The sequence below is a fragment of the Streptomyces sp. NPDC028910 genome (assembly GCF_055564955.1).
Genome location: NZ_JBVHVF010000036.1, coordinates 1 through 16996, shown reverse-complemented (window position 1 = coordinate 16996; position 16996 = coordinate 1). Strand labels below are relative to the sequence as shown.

General features: G+C 73.5%; 15 protein-coding genes. 8 read left to right on the top strand and 7 right to left on the bottom strand.

Annotation, left to right across the window (positions count from 1 at the left end):
• Window positions 1-5 precede the first annotated feature (5 nt).
• Window positions 6-1331 (bottom strand): MFS transporter, encoded by a 1326-nt coding sequence (locus ACZ4TV_RS30770; RefSeq protein WP_468138486.1) that lies wholly within the window; start codon window positions 1329-1331, stop codon window positions 6-8.
• 458 nt (window positions 1332-1789) lie between these two features.
• Window positions 1790-1984 carry a hypothetical protein gene (locus ACZ4TV_RS30765; protein ID WP_468138425.1) on the bottom strand — a complete coding sequence of 65 codons (195 nt, stop codon included), beginning with the start codon at window positions 1982-1984 and terminating at the stop codon, window positions 1790-1792.
• A 192-nt stretch (window positions 1985-2176) separates the two neighbouring features.
• Here ACZ4TV_RS30765 and ACZ4TV_RS30760 point away from each other — a divergent pair, with 192 nt between their 5' ends.
• From ACZ4TV_RS30760 to ACZ4TV_RS30750, 3 genes are all read left to right on the top strand, one after another.
• The gene (locus ACZ4TV_RS30760) at window positions 2177-2947 is read left to right on the top strand and encodes a GAF and ANTAR domain-containing protein (RefSeq protein WP_468138424.1); all 771 of its coding nucleotides are present in this window, start codon (window positions 2177-2179) and stop codon (window positions 2945-2947) included.
• A gap of 107 nt (window positions 2948-3054) precedes the next feature.
• On the top strand, window positions 3055-3249 hold the full coding sequence (locus ACZ4TV_RS30755) for a DUF2795 domain-containing protein (protein ID WP_468138423.1): 195 nt from the start codon (window positions 3055-3057) through the stop codon (window positions 3247-3249).
• Window positions 3250-3258: 9 nt separating this feature from the next.
• Window positions 3259-3714, top strand: a complete 456-nt coding sequence (locus ACZ4TV_RS30750; RefSeq protein ID WP_468138422.1) for a DUF4383 domain-containing protein — start codon at window positions 3259-3261, stop codon at window positions 3712-3714.
• A 19-nt stretch (window positions 3715-3733) separates the two neighbouring features.
• Here the strand turns inward: ACZ4TV_RS30750 and ACZ4TV_RS30745 are convergent, their stop codons facing one another.
• The 5 genes from ACZ4TV_RS30745 to ACZ4TV_RS30725 form a co-directional block, all read right to left on the bottom strand.
• The gene (locus ACZ4TV_RS30745) at window positions 3734-4627 is read right to left on the bottom strand and encodes a glycosyltransferase family 2 protein (RefSeq protein ID WP_468138421.1); all 894 of its coding nucleotides are present in this window, start codon (window positions 4625-4627) and stop codon (window positions 3734-3736) included.
• Between the two features lie 149 nt (window positions 4628-4776).
• Complete coding sequence (locus ACZ4TV_RS30740; RefSeq protein WP_468138419.1) at window positions 4777-5835, bottom strand: glycosyltransferase family 4 protein; 1059 nt, start codon at window positions 5833-5835, stop codon at window positions 4777-4779.
• A 12-nt stretch (window positions 5836-5847) separates the two neighbouring features.
• Window positions 5848-8040: an amylo-alpha-1,6-glucosidase gene (locus tag ACZ4TV_RS30735; protein ID WP_468138418.1), complete on the bottom strand. Its 2193-nt coding sequence runs from the start codon at window positions 8038-8040 to the stop codon at window positions 5848-5850.
• 503 nt (window positions 8041-8543) lie between these two features.
• A complete protein-coding gene (locus tag ACZ4TV_RS30730; RefSeq protein ID WP_468138417.1) occupies window positions 8544-9104 on the bottom strand; it encodes a DUF4232 domain-containing protein in 561 nt (186 codons plus the stop codon).
• Window positions 9105-9471: 367 nt separating this feature from the next.
• Window positions 9472-10104: a TetR/AcrR family transcriptional regulator gene (locus ACZ4TV_RS30725; RefSeq protein ID WP_468138416.1), complete on the bottom strand. Its 633-nt coding sequence runs from the start codon at window positions 10102-10104 to the stop codon at window positions 9472-9474.
• Window positions 10105-10168: 64 nt separating this feature from the next.
• Between ACZ4TV_RS30725 and ACZ4TV_RS30720 the strand changes: the two genes are divergently transcribed.
• The 5 genes from ACZ4TV_RS30720 (at window position 10169) to tap (ending at window position 16877) form a co-directional block, all read left to right on the top strand.
• Window positions 10169-11773 (top strand): FAD-binding oxidoreductase, encoded by a 1605-nt coding sequence (locus tag ACZ4TV_RS30720; protein ID WP_468138414.1) that lies wholly within the window; start codon window positions 10169-10171, stop codon window positions 11771-11773.
• Window positions 11774-11874: 101 nt separating this feature from the next.
• Entirely contained in the window at window positions 11875-12783 is a 909-nt protein-coding gene (locus ACZ4TV_RS30715; RefSeq protein WP_468138413.1) for a hypothetical protein, read from the top strand.
• A gap of 129 nt (window positions 12784-12912) precedes the next feature.
• Entirely contained in the window at window positions 12913-13491 is a 579-nt protein-coding gene (locus ACZ4TV_RS30710) for a hypothetical protein (RefSeq protein ID WP_468138412.1), read from the top strand.
• Between the two features lie 187 nt (window positions 13492-13678).
• On the top strand, window positions 13679-14140 hold the full coding sequence (locus ACZ4TV_RS30705; protein WP_468138485.1) for an effector-associated constant component EACC1: 462 nt from the start codon (window positions 13679-13681) through the stop codon (window positions 14138-14140).
• On the top strand, window positions 14127-16877 hold the full coding sequence (tap, locus tag ACZ4TV_RS30700) for a telomere-associated protein Tap (protein ID WP_468138411.1): 2751 nt from the start codon (window positions 14127-14129) through the stop codon (window positions 16875-16877). Before ACZ4TV_RS30705 ends, tap begins: the two co-directional genes overlap by 14 nt.
• The last annotated feature ends 119 nt before the right edge of the window (window positions 16878-16996 follow it).

The window sequence follows — 16996 nt, the reverse complement described above, 5'->3', positions numbered from 1 at the left end:
GAGCGTCAGGCCGCCGTGCTCAGGCCCGGGCGCAGCGCCGCCGGGGTGCCCTCGGAGAGGTAGCGCACCTGGACGGGGGTACGGCGGCTGCGCAGCAGGAAGCCCGAACCGATCGCGGCGGCGGTGAGCAGACCGCCGATCACCAGGGCGCCGCGGACGCCGGCCGTTTCCATGAGCAGCCCGAGCAGCGGCGGCGCGGCCAGGCTCCACAGCGTGCGCACGCTGCTCCACACACCCAGGACCCGGCCCCGCAGGTGTGCGGGCGGATCGGTCTGCAGCACGGTGGTCGTGGCGGTGTCGGAGACGGACTCCGCGACCGCCATCGGCAGGACGAGAACCAGCAGCACGGCGAGGGAGGGGGACAGTCCGGCCGTCACCTGGAGGAGGCCTCCGGCGGCGGCGAGCACGCCCACCATCCGTACGGTGGGCTTGCGCAGCCGGGCGGCGAGCACCGCGCCGATGATGCCCCCGGCCGCCAGCACGGTGGAGACCGTGCCGAAGGCGGCGGCGTTTCCCGCGAGGGGGCCGGTGACCAGCACGGCCAGGGTGAGCCCGTAGTTGCGCCCGAAGAGGGCGCTGATCCCGCTGATGGCGGCCAGCGCGACCAGGCGGGGGCGGCTCAGGAAGAAGGCGAGCCCCTGGCGCGCGGTCATCTCGCCGCCCGCTGCGCCACGCGCTGCCTCACCCTTCCCGCCCTCCTCCGCGTCGCTCCGCGTGCCCTTCTTCAGGGGGTCGGCCGCGGGCGGCGTCGCCTTCCTTCCGGCGCGCGCGGCGCCCCACGCCTGCCCGGCCGGCTTGAGGAACGGGATCACCGCGGCGACGAAGAGGAAGGACAGGCCGTTGCCCGCGTAGGCGGCCGCCGTACCGAGGAAGGCGACCGTGACGCCGCCGAGGGCGGCGCCCGCGAGCCGGCCCGCGTTGTGGACCAGCGAGCCCACACCGATGGCGGAGGGCACGTCCTCGGGACGGACCAGGTCGTTGCCCAGCAGGGCGCAGGCGGGGCCGTCGACGGTGGCGATCAGGCCCGTGACGGCGGCCAGCACCATCAGCACGCCGAGGTTGAGCTGGCCGAGTGCCACCAGGACGGCGGTGACGAAGGCGACGGCTGCCAGCAGGGCCTGGCTCACGGTAGCGGTCAGCTTCAGGGGCCACCGGTCCACCGCGGCGCCGCCGGCGAGCCCCATCAGCAAGCCGGGGGCGGCCTGGACGGAGATGGACAGACCCGTCGCGGCGGCGGAGCCGGTGATCTGCAGCACCAGCAGGTTCTGCACCGTGAGCTGCATCCACGTCCCCGCGTTGGAGACGAAGTGGGCCACGGACCACCAGCGCATGCTGCGGTAGCGCAGGGAGCGCCAGGGCGAGCGGTCGGCGGCGGCGGAAGGCGGCGCGGTGGCAGGGGAGGGCGGCGAGGAAGACACAGTGGGGTACCTGAATGAGCGCAGGGCTCGGCTGGTGGGCGGGGGTGGGGGCGGGAACCGGGGGACGGGACGAGCGGCGCTGCTCCGGCGCGCCCACCGCGGTGGCGGTGGGGTACGTCCGTGGGCCTTCCCCGGAGGGAGTCCGGCGGGAAGTGGCTGGGCAGCTCGGCTCGGAGGGACCTCTCCGTCCCGGCGAACCATCGTGGCAGACGCTGCTTCGAGGCGGCGGCCCGGTCCCGTGCGGGACGGGGTTCACCGGGCCCAAGTCACCGACCGAGTCAGGGCATTGAGGGCTCGGGTGGGCTTGCTCACAGGAACCGCGGCCCGCCCCCGCAGTGACCGCGGTCACCGGCAGCGGACGACCGTCCTCCTCACGCGTCGTTGAAGCCGCGCAGGTCCGCGTCCACGCCCCGGTAGTGGTCGTCCACATCGGGGTGCAGATCGAGCATGTCGAGGAGGACGGCGAGTTCCGCGATGCTGTCGGCGTGGCGCGCGAGGGTCCGGCGGGCGGCATGGCGCTCGCCCTCCACCCCGCCCTCTTCGGGGCACTGCTGGGCACGGTCCATGCCGGTGATCCGACCACGCCGCCGAGCCGGGCGCATCACCTGTGCCGCCGCACGGGCGCTCCGCGCGGCCGGCGTCGCGCCCGCCGTACGCCGCACCGGACACGTCGGGGCGGACGCCGGGGACGGTTGTGCCGTTCGTGGCAGGTGTGCGGCAGGATGGTGGAGCGGGCGGCCGGCTGGAGGTGAGACGCCGTGGACCCTGTCCACCCCCAGGAGAACGAAGGCCCCCGGCGCCGCGCCGAGGACACCGACACCGCGCGCCTGCCCGAGGCCTTCGCGGGTGGCATGAGCGGGGTGGCCCCCTCCGAGGTCCCGGCCGCGCTCTGCCGGGCGTGTGTGGACCTGCTTGACGTCACCGGGGCGTCGATCTCCCTCTACGGCGAGGACGACGCGCGCACCCTGTGGTGGTCCAGCGATCCGGTCGCCGGGCGGCTCGCGGAGGCCCAGTACACCTTGGGTGACGGCCCCTGCCGGACCGCGGTCGGCCTGGCCGCCCCGGTCCTCGCGGCCGATCTCACCCGCGGGGTGGACGGGCGCAGATGGCCGGTCTTCGCCCAGCAGGCCGTCGAGCTCGGCGTGCGCGCGGTGTTCTCCCTGCCGCTGGGCAGCGGCGGGGTCACGATCGGCACCCTGGACCTCTACCGCGACACACCGGGCCCGCTGTCCGAACGGGACCGCTCGTTCGCCTTCCCCGCCGCCGACGCCATCACCACCGCCCTGCTCGCCCTCCACGCCCAGGACCCGCTGGACGGCCCGGGCGGGGGTGCGGGTTCCTGGCTCGACGCCGCCGAGACCGACCACGCGGAGGTGCACCAGGCCACCGGGATGATCATGGTGTATCTCGGTGTCGACCCCCAGCAGGCCCTGGCCCGCCTCAGGGCGCACGCGTTCTCCCGGGGGCAGAGCGTGACGGAGGCCGCCCGCGAGGTCATCGCCGGGACCGTCGTCTTCCGTGACGCGTAGGCGCGCGGCGGGCGGATCATGCCGAATAGGGTCGCCGAATCCGGGCATGCGCGACACGAGAGCACCAGGCACAAGAGAGGCACCAGGCGTACGAGAGGGAGAGAACCATGGCGACCATCAGCCCGATCGACCTGCAGAAGGCTCTCAAGGGCGCGGAGTACCCCACCGGCCTCGACGACCTCGTCTCACTGGCGCAGGACAACGGCGCGGACGACGACCTGGTCGAGGAGCTGAGGAACTCCGGCACCGACCGGTTCGAGGGGCCCGACGACGTCCAGAAGGCCGTGTTCAAGAACAAGTGAGGTCTCCCCATGTCCATGCGTCGGCCCGCGGCCGTCGCCCCGCGTACCCCGCTCCAGCAGGCCGCGCTCCTGGTGGGTGCGGTGTTCCTGCTGGTCGGCGTGCTGGGCTTCATCCCCGGCGTCACCACTGATTTCGACTCCATGACCTTTGCCGGGCACGACTCCGACGCGAAGCTGTTCGGAGTGTTCCAGGTCTCGATCCTGCACAACATTGTCCACCTGCTGTTCGGCGTCGCCGGTCTGGCGCTGTCGCAGAGCTGGGCGGGCGCCCGCGGGTTCTTGATCGGCGGCGGAGCGATCTACCTCGCGCTGTGGCTCTTCGGCCTGCTCATCGACCGGGACAGCGACGCCAACTTCGTACCCGTCAACGAGGCGGACAACTGGCTCCACTTCGCCCTCGGCCTCGTCATGGTCGCCCTCGGCGCCGTGCTCGGCCGCCGCCGGCGGACCGGCGTGCTTCCCTAGGCCGTCTCTTCCGGATGGCTCACGCCTTCGCTCCGCCCTTCGCTCCGTCCCGTTGCAGGTCCGCCAGCCGGGCGGCCGTCTCCACGGCCGCCGGGAGCGGTCGCCGGGCCCGTAGCGCCGCCGGAAACCGCCGGCACAGCTGCCACAGCGCCCGACGGGCCTCGGGGTCACGCCACGCGTCGGAGACCAGGTGGCGCGTGTGCCCCAGTGCCACCGGCACGGGGCGGCGCAGCCACGCCGTCAGCGCGGCGTTGCGGCGCTGGACCACCGGCCGGCCCGGACGTACCCCGCCGGTGGGACGGTGCACCGCCATCACGTCGGGCGCGTGGCACACGCCCCATCCACGGGCCGCCAGGTCGTAGGCCAGCAGGGTCTCCTCGCCCCCGAGGAAGAGGAGAGGGTGGTAGCCGCCGGCCTCCAGGTACGCGTCCCGCCGCGCCACCGCGGCGCAGGCCAGGAAGCCCAGCACCTGCGGGCCCGGCAGATCGTCGGCGCGGCCGAGCGGGGAGGCGGCGAGCATGCCGTTCAGCGGATCCGGCTCGCCGTCCGGTCCGATCCGGACCCCGGCAGCGAGGAGCCCCAGCCGCTCGTACCGGTCCAGCAGGTCCGCCGCACGCGCCAGCGCCCCCGGCTCCCACCAGGAGTCGTCGTCGCTGAAGGCCACGTAGGGCGTACGGGCGTGGCGTACCCCGAGATTGCGGCCCGGGGCGCCCAGGTTGAGGCCGGCCGCCAGGAGGTCCACCCGTGGGTGCAGGCGTGCGACGGCTTCGGGGGTGCCGTCGGTCGAGGCGTTGTCCACGACGATGACCGGCGGGTGCTCGGGCAGACCGGCGAGCCGTTCCAGGGTGTGCAGCAGCTGTTCGCGGCGGTTGTGGGTGATGACGACGACGGTGGTGCGGGGGTCTGCTGTCACGGCCGGGCTACCTCCGTGGGGACGGGTGCGGTGATCGGGTGGTCGGCGCAGCCTGCCCACCGCGTGGGAGACACGCCCGTCCTCCGGCAGGACCGCCGACCCGGGGAGGCCGGTCGGCCCGGCGCGGAGGCGGTGTCGGGCGGCGTGCGTCAGGCGGCGTGCGCCGGGCGTATGTGCTGCGTCGCCACCCGGCGGTAGAGCGATTCGTATCCCGCGGCCATCTGCGCGGTGTCGAAATGCGCCTGCACGCGTTCGCGGCACTTCCGGGGCGAGATGCGGTCGACGGCGCGGACGGCGTCGGCCAGTTCGCCGGGACGGTCGCAGATGTACCCGGTCACGCCGTGGTCGACGATCTCGGGCACCGAGCCCCGGCGCAGCGCCACGACCGGCGTGCCGCAGGCCATGGCCTCGATCATCACCATGCCGAAGGGCTCCTCCCAGCAGATCGGGAAGAGCAGGCAGCGCGCCTCGGCCAGGAGGGCCTGCTTGGTGCGGCTGTCCGCCTCTCCGACCCATACGGCGTCCTCGCCCAGCCGGGGTCTCACCTCCCGCTCGAAGTAGGGCTCCTCGGCCTGGCTGTTGCACCGGCCGGCGATGGTGATCGGCACGCCCGCCTCGCGGGCCGCGTCGATGGCGAGGTGGACGCCCTTCTCCTCGGCGATCCGGCCCAGGAAGAGCACGCCGTCGCCCTTGTGTTCACGGAACGGATAGTCGACGGTGTGTACCGCGTTGTGGACCTGGCCGCTCCAGGCGATGTCCGGCGCCTGTTGCTGTTGCGCGCGCGAGATCGCCACCATGTGCACGGTGTCGCCGAGGGTCCGGTAGTACTCCCCCATCTCGCCGGACACCGGTCCGTGAGCGGTCATCACGGTGGGGGCGCGGCGCTGCCGGGCCTGTAGCGGGCCGGCCATGCTGTGGTCGTGGACGACGTCCGGATGGAGGCCGTCGAGGATGCGTGCGGTGCGCGCGGTGTGCAGGACCTCCGGGCCCGCGTTACCCAGCCGGTCGCCCTGGGGGGTGTCGTCCGTGGCGATGAACTCGCCCTTGGTGCCGTGGGGGCCCACACCGATGACGGTGACGTTGTGTCCCAGCTCCACGAGGCCGTCGACCAGGGCCGCACACATCGACTCGGTCCCGCCGTAGGCGACGGGCGGCAGCTCGTACCAGGGGGTGGAGACCATCGCGATGTCGAGAGGCTCGAAAGACATGTCGTTCACCCTTCACACGTTCCTGGCGCCGGGCCAGGACCCTGGGCCGGACGGCGGATGCTGATGGCTCGGAGCGGCAGAGAGCGGCCGGCGGGGCTGCCGGATGACCTCCACGTCCTCGGGCAGGCCGTCGAGGGTGACCGACCCGCCGTCGACGTGGAGTCCGGTGCGGCTGCCGGCGAGGGGCAGGTTGTGCACGTTCAGACGTCCGTAGCGCTCGGGCCAGGCGGGGGCGACCCACACCTGGCGGTGCGACATCCACGGGTCCAGCCGCAGCAGCGCGCGGATCAGCTGTACCGGGGTGGCGGCTGCCCAGGCCTGCGGGGAGCACGAGGTGGGGTACGGCAGCGGAGCGTCGTAGTCACTGCGGTCGAAACCGCAGAAAAGCTCCGGGAGCCTGCCCCCGAAGGCCTCGGCGGCGTCGAGGATCCCGGTCGCCACACGCTGCGCCTCCTCCACGAAGCCGTAGCGCATCAGTCCGGTGGCCACGAGCGCGTTGTCGTGCGGCCACACCGAACCGTTGTGGTAGCTCATCGGGTTGTAGGCGCCCATCGAGGAGGCCAGTGTGCGCACGCCCCAGCCGGTGAACATCTCCGGCGACAGCAGGCGCTCCGCCACCATGGGGGCCTTGTCCTCGTCGACGATCCCCGTCCACAGGCAGTGCCCCATGTTGGAGGCCAGCGCGTCGATCGGCCGCTTGTCCCGGTCCAGGCCGATCGCGAACCAGCCGCGGTCCGGGAGCCAGAACCGCTCGTTGAACTCGCGCTTCAGGTCGTTCGCCCGCCGCGCCCAGTACTCCACGCCTTCCATGTCGCCGGCCTCGTGCGCGAAGTGCGAGCGCACGACGTACGCCGCGTAGACGTAGCTCTGCACCTCGCACAAGGCGATCGGCGGCTCGGCCAGCCGGCCGTCGGCGAAGTTGACACCGTCGTAGGAGTCCTTCCAGCCCTGGTTGAGCAGGCCGTCCTCCGTCATCCGCTGGTACTCGACGAAGCCGTCGCCGTCGCCGTCCCCGTACTTCTCGATCCACTCCAGGGCCCGATCGGCGTTGGGCAGCAGCGCCTCGACGGCTTCCGGCGCGATGCCCCAGCGCCGCAGCTCGCCCAGCATCACGACGAAGAGCGGGGTCGCGTCGGCCGTGCCGTAGTAGACGCTGCCGCCGCCGCGGGCCAGGGGGAAGTCCAGGCCGAAGCGGGTCTCGTGGAGGATCCGTCCGGGCTGCTCCTCCGTGCTCGGGTTGATCGTACGGCCCTGCGCGCGGGCCAGGGTCTGCAGCGTGCCCAGGGCCAGGCCCGGGTCCAGCGGCAGCGCCATGTAGGAGGCCAGCAGGGAGTCCCGGCCGAACAGCGCCATGAACCAGGGCGCGCCGGCGGCGACCGCGACGTTCTCGGGGTGCTCGGGGTCGAAGATGCGCAGCGCACCGAGGTCCTCCAGGCTCCGCCGCAGCGTGCGGTGCAGCTCCGGGTCCTCGATCTCGCCCACGTCGGGGGTGGCCTCGCGCCATGCCCGCATCCGCAGGGCGGGCGCGGACTCGCCGACCTCCGAACCCGCCGGGAAGGTGCCGCTGATGTGGTGGCCGTCGACGCTCGGCTGGATCAGGACGGTGGTGCGCCATTCCCCGCGGGGTTCCAGGTCGACGTGGAACTCCAGGCGGTCCTTCTGCGCCGTGGCGCCCACCGCCTCCACCCGTACGCCCCGGTGGGCCGAGCCGGCGTGGAAGGTGAAGTTCAGACCGGAGCCCTCGGGCGTGGCGGAGACCTCGCCGCGGGGGTGCACCCGGTTCTCCTTCACCTCGAACAGGTCGGCGAAATCGGCGCCGATGTGCAGGGAGAGCCGGACCGAGACGGGGAGATTGCCCAGGTTGCGCAGGTGGAGGTCCTCGCGCATGCCCTCGCCGACATAACGCCGGCGTTCCAGCAGCAGTTCCGTCTGCGAGCCGCTCGGCGGGACACGGGCCACGAAGGTCGTGCTGTAGGGGTCGCTGGAGAGGACCGTGAGCTGCTGAGGGAGTCGGTCGTCCACGCGCAGACGCCAGTCGGAGATGATGCGGGTATCCCGGAAGAACAGTCCCTGCGGCCAGTCCGCGTCCATGTCGCCCGAGGTTCCCGAGACGCAGAACGTGGGCCCTTCGACCAAGGTCACCGTCGGTGTCTCGTGCACCGCCGGCTCGCTCTCGACGATCGTGTCGGCGAATCCCTCACTCATGCTTCCTCCCGTGGGCGGGCAGACCTCCGACCTCGGCGGCTGTCCGCTTCGGCGGCGGCCGAACCGGCGTTCGTCAGGCACCGGGCTCGGCGATGACGGTGTCGAGGTGGGCGGCCAGGGCCTCCAGGTCGTGGTCGGTGGGCGCTCGGGACCGCGGTCGGCCGGCCCGTCACGGCCGGAGGCGGTCTCGAAAGCGCCGGCGTACCGGTCCGGGTCCAGCCGGGCCGGCCAGGCGGGGGCGGCCTCCGTACGGCGGCCGTCCAGCTTCCAGGCGTCCAGCGTCACGGGGGTGCGGGGTGCGGTTGTCGCCGGAGGCGTCGAGGAGAGCGCGGGCCTTGCCCGAGCCTCCTGTGCTTCAGCCTCCTTCGCTTGATCTTCCTCGCTTCCCGGGTCTCCTCGAACATCATCCGCCTCATCTCGCGATTCCGCCTCCACACCGGTCAGGGGCGCACGCCTGCCGGTGCCGCCCTGCGGTACGACGGCCGCGCCCGCTGACGGGGCGGTCAGGAACCGCCGGCGCGGAAGGCCGTGGCGCGCACGGTGTTGCCGCAGAGCGCGAACTCCCCGCCGTCGTCGGGCGCCAGCTGGAGCCCGCCCCCTCCTACGCCCAGCACGATCGAGGGTGCGACGGTCGGCTCGGCGCCGGAGGCGCAGTACCCGTCGGCCTCACCGAGCACCGGGGTGAAGGTGAGCCGCGTCGAGGCCTGGCCGCCGACCGCCAGGTGCACGGCGCGCGCCTGGCCCTGGCGGACCACGTTCAGGGGTTGGTTGCGGTCCGGCGAGCCCTGACCGGCGAGGGCCACGGTGGGGAATCCCTTCAGGACGCACGCCTGAGGACCGTCGTTGATCACGGTGATCCGCACCTGGCTGCCGCCGATCCGCTCGGCGCTGTTCGCGACGAGTTGCTCGCTCACACAGGGGGCGGCGGTTCCCTGCCGCGCCTGCGTCTCCTGCGCCGCGGCGCCCGGGCCGGCGGCGAGCAACAGGCCACAGGTCAGGGCGCCCGCCACGAGCCAGAGGGACGGGGTGCGGGCCAAGCCGCCACTTCGCGTTGTGCTGTTCACGGGGTCTCCTCAGGGTTCGCAGGTCGCCCACTCCCCCGGCCGCATCGCTTCGCGGCGCCTCGCCGTTCTACGGTCATCGTCCGACGGTGTTCATCAGGACGATGGCCACGAGGTTCGAGAAGATGACGGCGATGACGATGCCGATCATGACCCAGGCTCTGCGTGATTCGTCCATGCGTACGAGTCACCTCCCGCCTCACGCGGGCCGCCGCGCCCGGGTCCGGCGTCCGGACGAAGGCCCAGCGGACCTCTCGCCATCATCACCCCGTTCCACCCGGAGCACAGGTCGGGCGCCGGGGCTCGCAGTCGCCCTCGGCCGCGCCGGCCAGCCGGTTCGATGACGTGCGGCGCGATCCGCCGCCCGGCTTCAGCCCGAGCGGCCGTCAGCGGTGAGCGTGGCGGCGGCCGCGAAGATGCGGGCGCAGCGCTGCGTCATGGCCTCCGGGGTCTGCTCCGGGTGCTTGACCCACCAGCGGACGAGGGTAGCGACCAGGTCCCGCCAGACGTACTTGAGCGCGTCCGCGTCCAGCGGGTCGGTGGATCCGGCCGCGCGCAGCAGTTCGGCGGTGCCGCCGGCGGCGAGCCGGTCGATGGCAGACCAGTACTCCGAGGCCCGGCGTGCGGCCTCGCCGCCGGGCGGCAGGGAGGTGTCGTACAGCACGAACCACGCCTCCCGCTGCCCCTCCAAGGCGGTGAAGATGCCGTGGAGTACGCGCAGCGGGGTGTGCGGAGCGGTCCCTTCCGGGCCCATCGCGGTGCGGATGGCGTCGAGCAGCCGGTCCCCGACCGGGACCAGGCAGGCGACGTACAGGTCCTCCTTGGTGCCGAGGTACTGGTGCAGCAGCGTCTTGGTGACGCCCACGTGCGCGGCGATCGCGGCGAGCGACGCGGCCGCGTATCCGCGCGTGCCGAACTCCTCCGTGGCGGCCTCCAGCATCTGCTGCCGGCGGTGGTGCCGCGGGACTCCCTTGGTGCCGGCCTTCGAAGACGGGGTTGCCATGGACGGATATTATCAGTAGGTAATTTACCCACAGGTAAATTACCTCGACCTCCGGAGCGCATCCATGGCCGGCACCACCCCGCAGCCGACGTCCCGCACCCGCTCCTGGTGGGGCTGGGGCTGGACGGACGCCCATCCCGACGACGCGGAATGCGCCGCGCTCGGCGCCCTGCTCCCCGGCACCCTCAGCCGCCCGCTCCCCGTACCCCGGGTCCGCGATCTGGGCATCGGGGGCCCCGCCGTCGAACCCCCGCGGAGCCTGGACCACCTGATCACCGCCGACCCCGGTGACCGCGCCGCCCATGCGATGGGGAAGGCGTACCGCGACGTGATGCGGGCCCTGCGCGGGCGGCCCGGCCGCATCCCCGATCTCGTCGCCCGCCCCACGGACGAGCGGGGCGTGGCCGACCTGCTTGACTGGGCCGGTGACCGCCAGGTCGCCGTGATCCCGTACGGCGGGGGTTCCTCGGTCACCGGGGGCGTGGAGTACCGCGGCGACGCCCACCGGGCGGTGATGTCCCTCGACCTGACCGCCATGGGCCGGGTCCTGGAGGTCGACGTCGAGGGCCGGGCCGCACGCGCCCAGGCCGGCGCCCTGGGGCCGAGCCTGGAGGACCAGCTGCGGCCCCACGGCCTCACCCTGCGGCACTTCCCGCAGAGCTTCGAGTTCTCCACCCTGGGGGGCTGGCTCGCCACCCGTGCCGGCGGCCACTACGCCACCGGCCGCACGCACATCGACGACTTCGTGCAGGCGATGCGCGTGGTCACCCCGGCCGGCACGAGCAGCTCCTGGCGGCTGCCCGCCTCCGGGGCGGGCCCCTCCCCCGACCGCCTGTTCCTGGGCTCCGAAGGGGCCCTCGGCATCATCACGGAGGCATGGGTCCGCCTGCAGGAACGTCCCCGCCACAAGGCGTCCGCCGCGGTCGCCTTCGCCGGCTTCCACGACGCGCTCCGGGCCGTGCGCGCCCTCGCGCAGTCCGACCTCTCCCCCGCCAACTGCCGTCTGCTGGACGCCGGTGAGGCCGCGCTGTCGGGCGCGGCGCAGGACGGTTCCGCCGTGCTGGTCCTGGGGTTCGAGTCGGCGGACGAACCGGTGACCGCCCGGCTCGAACGGGCCGTCGACCTGGCCCGCTCGCACGGCGGCCGCTGCGACGGGACCGCCGGCCCGGGCGGGGCCCCGGCCGGCGACGCGGCCGTGGGCGCCTGGCGCTCGGCCTTCCTGCGGATGCCCTACCTCCGCGACGGTCTGGCCAGGATGGGCGCCGTCGCGGAGACGTTCGAGACGGCGGCCACCTGGGACCGGATCCCCGGCCTGATCGACGCGGTGCGCAGGGAGGTCGGCGAGGCGGCGCGCAAGGCCACCGGGCACCCGGCGACCGTCAACTGCCGCCTGACGCATGTCTATCCGGACGGGGCGGCGCCCTACTTCACCGTCCTCGCCGCCGGCCGTGCCGATGACGAGGTCGCCCTCTGGGACGACCTCAAGGCGGTCGCGGGCGAGGTCCTGCACCGCCACCGCGCCACCATCACCCACCACCACGCCGTCGGCCGCGACCACCGTCCGGGCTACGACCGCCAGCGCCCCGAGCCCTTCGCCCTCGCGCTGCGGGCCGCGAAGGGGGCGCTCGACCCGCGCGGCATCCTCAACCCCGGCGTGCTCGTGGACTGAACGCGGAAGGGCGTGGGATGTGACGTGGGATGGGGTGACGTGGGACGCCCTGACCGTGTTGGTTCGGTGCCGTCGCGTGGGGGCGGAGGACAGTAGCGGGTGTGGACAAGGATCTCGACACGGTCGCGAAGGAGCTGTACGGGGTGCGGCCGGCGGAGTTCACCGCCGCGCGGGACGAATACGTCGCCCGGGCGAGGAAAGCCGGGGAGAAGAAGCTGGCCGCCGCGATCGCGGCGTTGCGCAAGCCGACCCTCGCCGCCTGGACGGCCGGGCTGCTGCCCCGCCGCCGGCCTGAGGAGGCACGGCAGTTCGCGAGTCTGGGTGAGGCCCTCCGGACGGCGCACCGGACGTTGGACGGTCCCCAGCTGCGGGAGCTGTCGCACGAGCGGCATGTGGTGACGGGTCAGCTGGCGCGCACGGCCCGGGCCCTGGCCGGCGAGCAGGGCCAGCCGGTGAGCGAGAGCGTGCTGCGCGAGGTCGAACAGATCCTCCACGCCGTGCTCGCCGACGAGGTGGTCGCCGGTGAGTGGGAGAACGGGCGGCTGGCTAAGACTCCCGAGACCGTCCTGGGTTTCGACGGCCTGGAGCCGGCACCTGGCGTGGTCCCGGCATCCGCGCCCCGGGCCGTCGACCCCGCGGCGGCCCGCCGGCCGTCCCCGAAGGCCGGCACGCGGGAATCGGCCGCAGCGGCCGCCGCCGCCGAGAACCACCGGGACCGGACGGAGAAGGCCAGGGCCGAGCTCGCGGAAGCCCGTCGGGAGGCCGAGGGGATGCAGGCGGAGCTGACTGCGGCCGAGCACGCGGCTCAGCAGGCCCGTACGGCGATGGAGGCGGCCGAGGAGGAGGCCCGGCGTGCGGGCGAGGGGCTGGAAGCGGCCCGCGCCCGGAACACGCAGGCGGCCGAACGTCACCGGGAGGCCGGCCGGGCGGCGAAGAGGGCATGGACCCGGGTGGAGACGGCCGAGCGGAAGCTGACCGAGCTGACCGATCGAGGACGTTGGGAACGTTGAGGACGGGTTCGGGGTCGGGATGCCGCCCGGGCTGCGAGGGTTCTCCCGCCGCGACGGTCTGATTGCCGCCGGCCGTGGGGATGCTGTCGGGCGGGAACGAGTGGATCCGTGAGCGAGGGAGGGGTGGTCATGGGGTGGAGGACGGAGGAGTTCGGGTCGTCCCACGAGGGCTGGGCGGGGGCGCTCCTGGATGACGGCAGCGAGCCCGGGCCGGCGTATCTGGACCCGGGGAGCGGGTCCGACTTCCACGAGACCCGTGAGTGGTGGGCGTACAGCGGCATCCTGAACCAGCCACGGGCGGCCGCGGCCCGCGGCGCCTGCGCCTGCGGGTGGCGCGGCAACGCGCACTATCCGATCGGCTGGGAGGCCGTCGACACCGCCGGGCTCTACGAACCCGTCGTCGAGGGCCCGCAGGAGGACTGGGAGCAGCACATCGACACGGTGGAAGCCCGGTCGGTGCCGCTGCCCGCCGAGTTGGCCGGCCTCCTGGAACGCGTCGAGGAGCAGCTGCACGCCCTGGCCGGACAGGCGCCGGTGGCGGCGCTGAAGGCGGTGGCCGCGCTGGAGTGCGTCACCAAGCGCGTGGCCCGGGACGCCGCCTACATCGCGAAGGCCGACGAGCTGTCATGGGAGTCGATCGGAACGGGGCTCGGCCTGAGCGAGGACGCTGCCCGTTCCTGTCTGACCCACTACACCTTCCGGCGCTGACCGCCGTCGAGGTGGCCTCGCCCGGGACGCCCGGCCATAGTTGATCTAGTGTTTCCGGGACGGAATGGCCGAGCCCTTCGTAGGGTTGTGCCGCCCAGGGCTGCCGGGTGTGACCCACCGACGTGGTCACGGCCGGTGCCGGTGTTCGTGGGGGTGGTCGGCAGTGGGGGAACCTGGGGTGGCTGGTATGCGCGTGCGGATCGACTCCGGTGACGGGGTCCGGGGTGCGGAGGAGACGGCGGGGCTGACCGGCGACTTCGCCGATTGGCTGACCCAGGACAGGGAGGTCTCCCGGTACGCGGTGGTGCGCCGGGTCCGTGCGGACTCCCCGAGCGGTGCGATGTCGGGTGATCTGGTCGAGTGGATCAGTCTGACGATCTCCTCCGGATTCTCCACGACCGCGCTCGTGTACGCGCACCGGACTTTCCGCGCCTCCCTGCCGCCGCGTCTTCGCTCCGGCGCGCGGATGGTGGTCGAACACGACGGCATCCGGGTGGTCATCGAGGACGGCACCGAGCAGGACGCGGCCCGGGTCGCGCGTGCTCTGGCGGGCACCGAGGCACCCCACAGCGCCCAGGACGCCACGCGATCCACGCCGGACCGGTCTCAGGACGCCGCGTCGGAGGATGCCCCCGGTGCCGGTTCCTGACCAGGTGGCGAGCCGGGCGGTGCTGATCGGGATCGACGGCTACACCCACCCCGACCTGGCGCCGCTGTCCGCCGCGGCCGCCGGGGCACACCGGCTCGCCGACCTGCTGCGCGACCCGTCGGTATGGGGCCTGCCCGCCGCGCACGTCACGGTGCTGGGCACGGAGGCCTCCGCGGCCCAGGTGTTGGGCACGGTGCGCGACGCGGCCCTCGAAGCCACGGACACGCTCTTCGTGTACTTCGCGGGACACGGGCTGCGCGATCGCGACGAGAAGCTGTACCTGGCGCTGGCCGAGGCGGATGCGGATCATCCGCAGATCGGGACGCTGCCGTACCGGACGCTGCGCGATGTCGTGAGGCAGGCCGGGTACCGGGCGCGGCACCGGGTGACGGTGCTGGACTGCTGCTACAGCGGCCTGGCCGGTGCCATGTCCGCCGCCGGTGTTCCCAGCCGCGCCGATCTCGCTCATGCCCTGGAGGAGGCCGCGCACCCCGAGGGGGGCCGGGACTCCGCAGCGCGGTCCACGTACGGGGACGGCCACGGGGACAGGGACGGCCACGGGGTCGCGGACGGCGCCGGCGACGACTACGGGGACTGCGTGCTGACTTCGGCTCCGCCGACCCGGCGCTCCTTCGTCCCGCCCGGTGCCCCGTTTCCGGAATTCACCGGCGAGCTGATCGCGCTGCTGGAACACGGCATCGCCGACGCGGGGCCGGAGTTGAGCCTGGAGGACGCCTGGCGCCGGATCCGACGCCGCATGCGCGAGCGCGGCAGCCCCGAACCACAGCAGTTCGCTCAGAACGCCGTCGCCGCCCGGATCCGCCTGCGCAACCGGGCCGCCGTACCCGCCCCGGGCCCCTGGCACTACGTCGCCGACGACCGGGACCCCTCAGCTCCGGCCGCCACGCGCGCGATGGTGTACGCCACCCGTGACGGCGGGCATCGCGTCCCCGCCCTCCAGCGTCCCGGCGCCGCTCCTCTCCAGCGTCCGGGCCCCGCTCCCCTGCCGCCGACCCGTGCCCGGACCACCGGCCCGGCCGCCACCGGGGCACGCTTCGAGAACGGGCCGCTGGCCGTCGTCGACGCCGAGGACGGCCAGGACGGCCGGGTGCGGGCGTACTGCACAGGAGGCGTGGTACTGCCCTGCCCCGCGGCGACGCTCGACTCGCTCCTGGAGTGGACGCTGACCCGCGCGAAGCTCGGCGCGCCGAGGCTGAACCGCAACGGCAAGGACGCCGATCCGCTGCTCGTCCTCACCTCGGCCGCCGCCGAACGGTTCGGCCTTCCCCCGCGCCTGGACGGCGCCGACTCCCCCGGCCCGTCCTGCCTGCCGGACGATCACGAGGTCCTCCAGCAGCTTCGCCGGGCGGACTGGCTACCGACCCGGCTCGGCTTCGGCCCTTGGGCCCGGCTGTATCGGCCGGTCAGCGACGGCCGACGCCAGTGTGTGCAGCTGTGCGTCCTGCCCTGGGGCGCGCTCGACCCGCGCCACTGGGGGCGGACCGCGCAGCTTCCGCCCGCCGAGGTCGCCCACCTTCTTGGCACCTACGCCCACCGCATCATCACCCCTCACGGCTCTCCTGCCGCCACGGGGCTGGAGCTCATGACGGCGCTGCGCCCGCCGACCCGCGCCGTCAGGGACGAGCGGACCGGGGCCTGGGTGTCCGCGCCCCATCCGGGCGCGCTCACGGCGGCCGTGGACTGCGCTCCGTGTGAGGTCCCGGAGAGGAACGCCCTGCTCGTGCGCCTCTTCGCCCCTCCTTCCCGCCGGCGCACTCCGGACCGGTTCCTGATGGAGGAAGCACACGACTGGTCGCGTCCCCTGACCGACGCCGAACGCCTCGCACCGCATGTGGTCGGCATCAGGGTGAACATGGCGCTCGCGGCGGCGGCGAACCGGCTCAGAGTGGGACTCGACGCCCCCGAGCACGTCCTGCGTCCCGCTTTCGACAAGAATCTGCCCGGCAGTTGGCTGGTGGACCTGTCCCACATCACCTTGGACGAGCGCCTGCCCTCCCCGTTCACACCGGACGGCCGGCCTCCGGCAGGTGCGGCCTGGTACACGACCCCGACCCTCGCCTACGCGGTGGAGCTGGGGTTCGCGGTTCACCCCCTCGAGGCGTACGTCCGTACCAGGAGCGGCCCGTACCTGGACGCCTGGTACACGCGGATACGGGACGGCTACCTGGCCACCATGGCCGACCTCGGCGTGAGCGCCGGTGTCAGCGGCCAGGAGTTCCTGGACGCCATGGCTCGCCACCGGCGGAGCGACCCCGGGCTGGCCGGAGTGCTCGACGCGATCGAGGCCACCGCCGAGGGCGGTCTGACCATGCTCGGCGAACGCCCGTACGAGATGGCCCAGCACCTACGCCAGCCGTGGCAGGCCTCACCACGCCCCACCTGGCGACCCGACATCCGAGCCGCCGTCGCCGCGGCCGCCCGCGTCAACACGCACCGCAAGATGCTCAGGCTGGCGCAGGATGCGGGCCTGTTCCCGGCGGCGATCTCAGCCGACTGCGTCGTGTACGCATCCGACGGCCCGTCACCGCTGGACTTCCTGCCGCACACACCGCAGGGCAAGCCGCTCCCGGGGGGCTTCCGGCTGGGCGTTTCGCCGGGGATGGTCACGCACGCGGGCACGCAGACCGTTTCGTGGGCCGAGAGGATGCGCAGGGAGTACGGGCCGGACGTCAACATCGCCCACCACATCGGAAACCGGCGTTCCCCTCACCGATGACGGACGTGAGCGGCCGCCGCAACGCGGCGGTCCGGTGCTGGCGGGGGGGGGGGGGGGGGGGGGGGACAAGGAAAGAGGGGGGGGGGGGGGAGGGGAGGGGGGGGGGGGGGGAGGAAAAA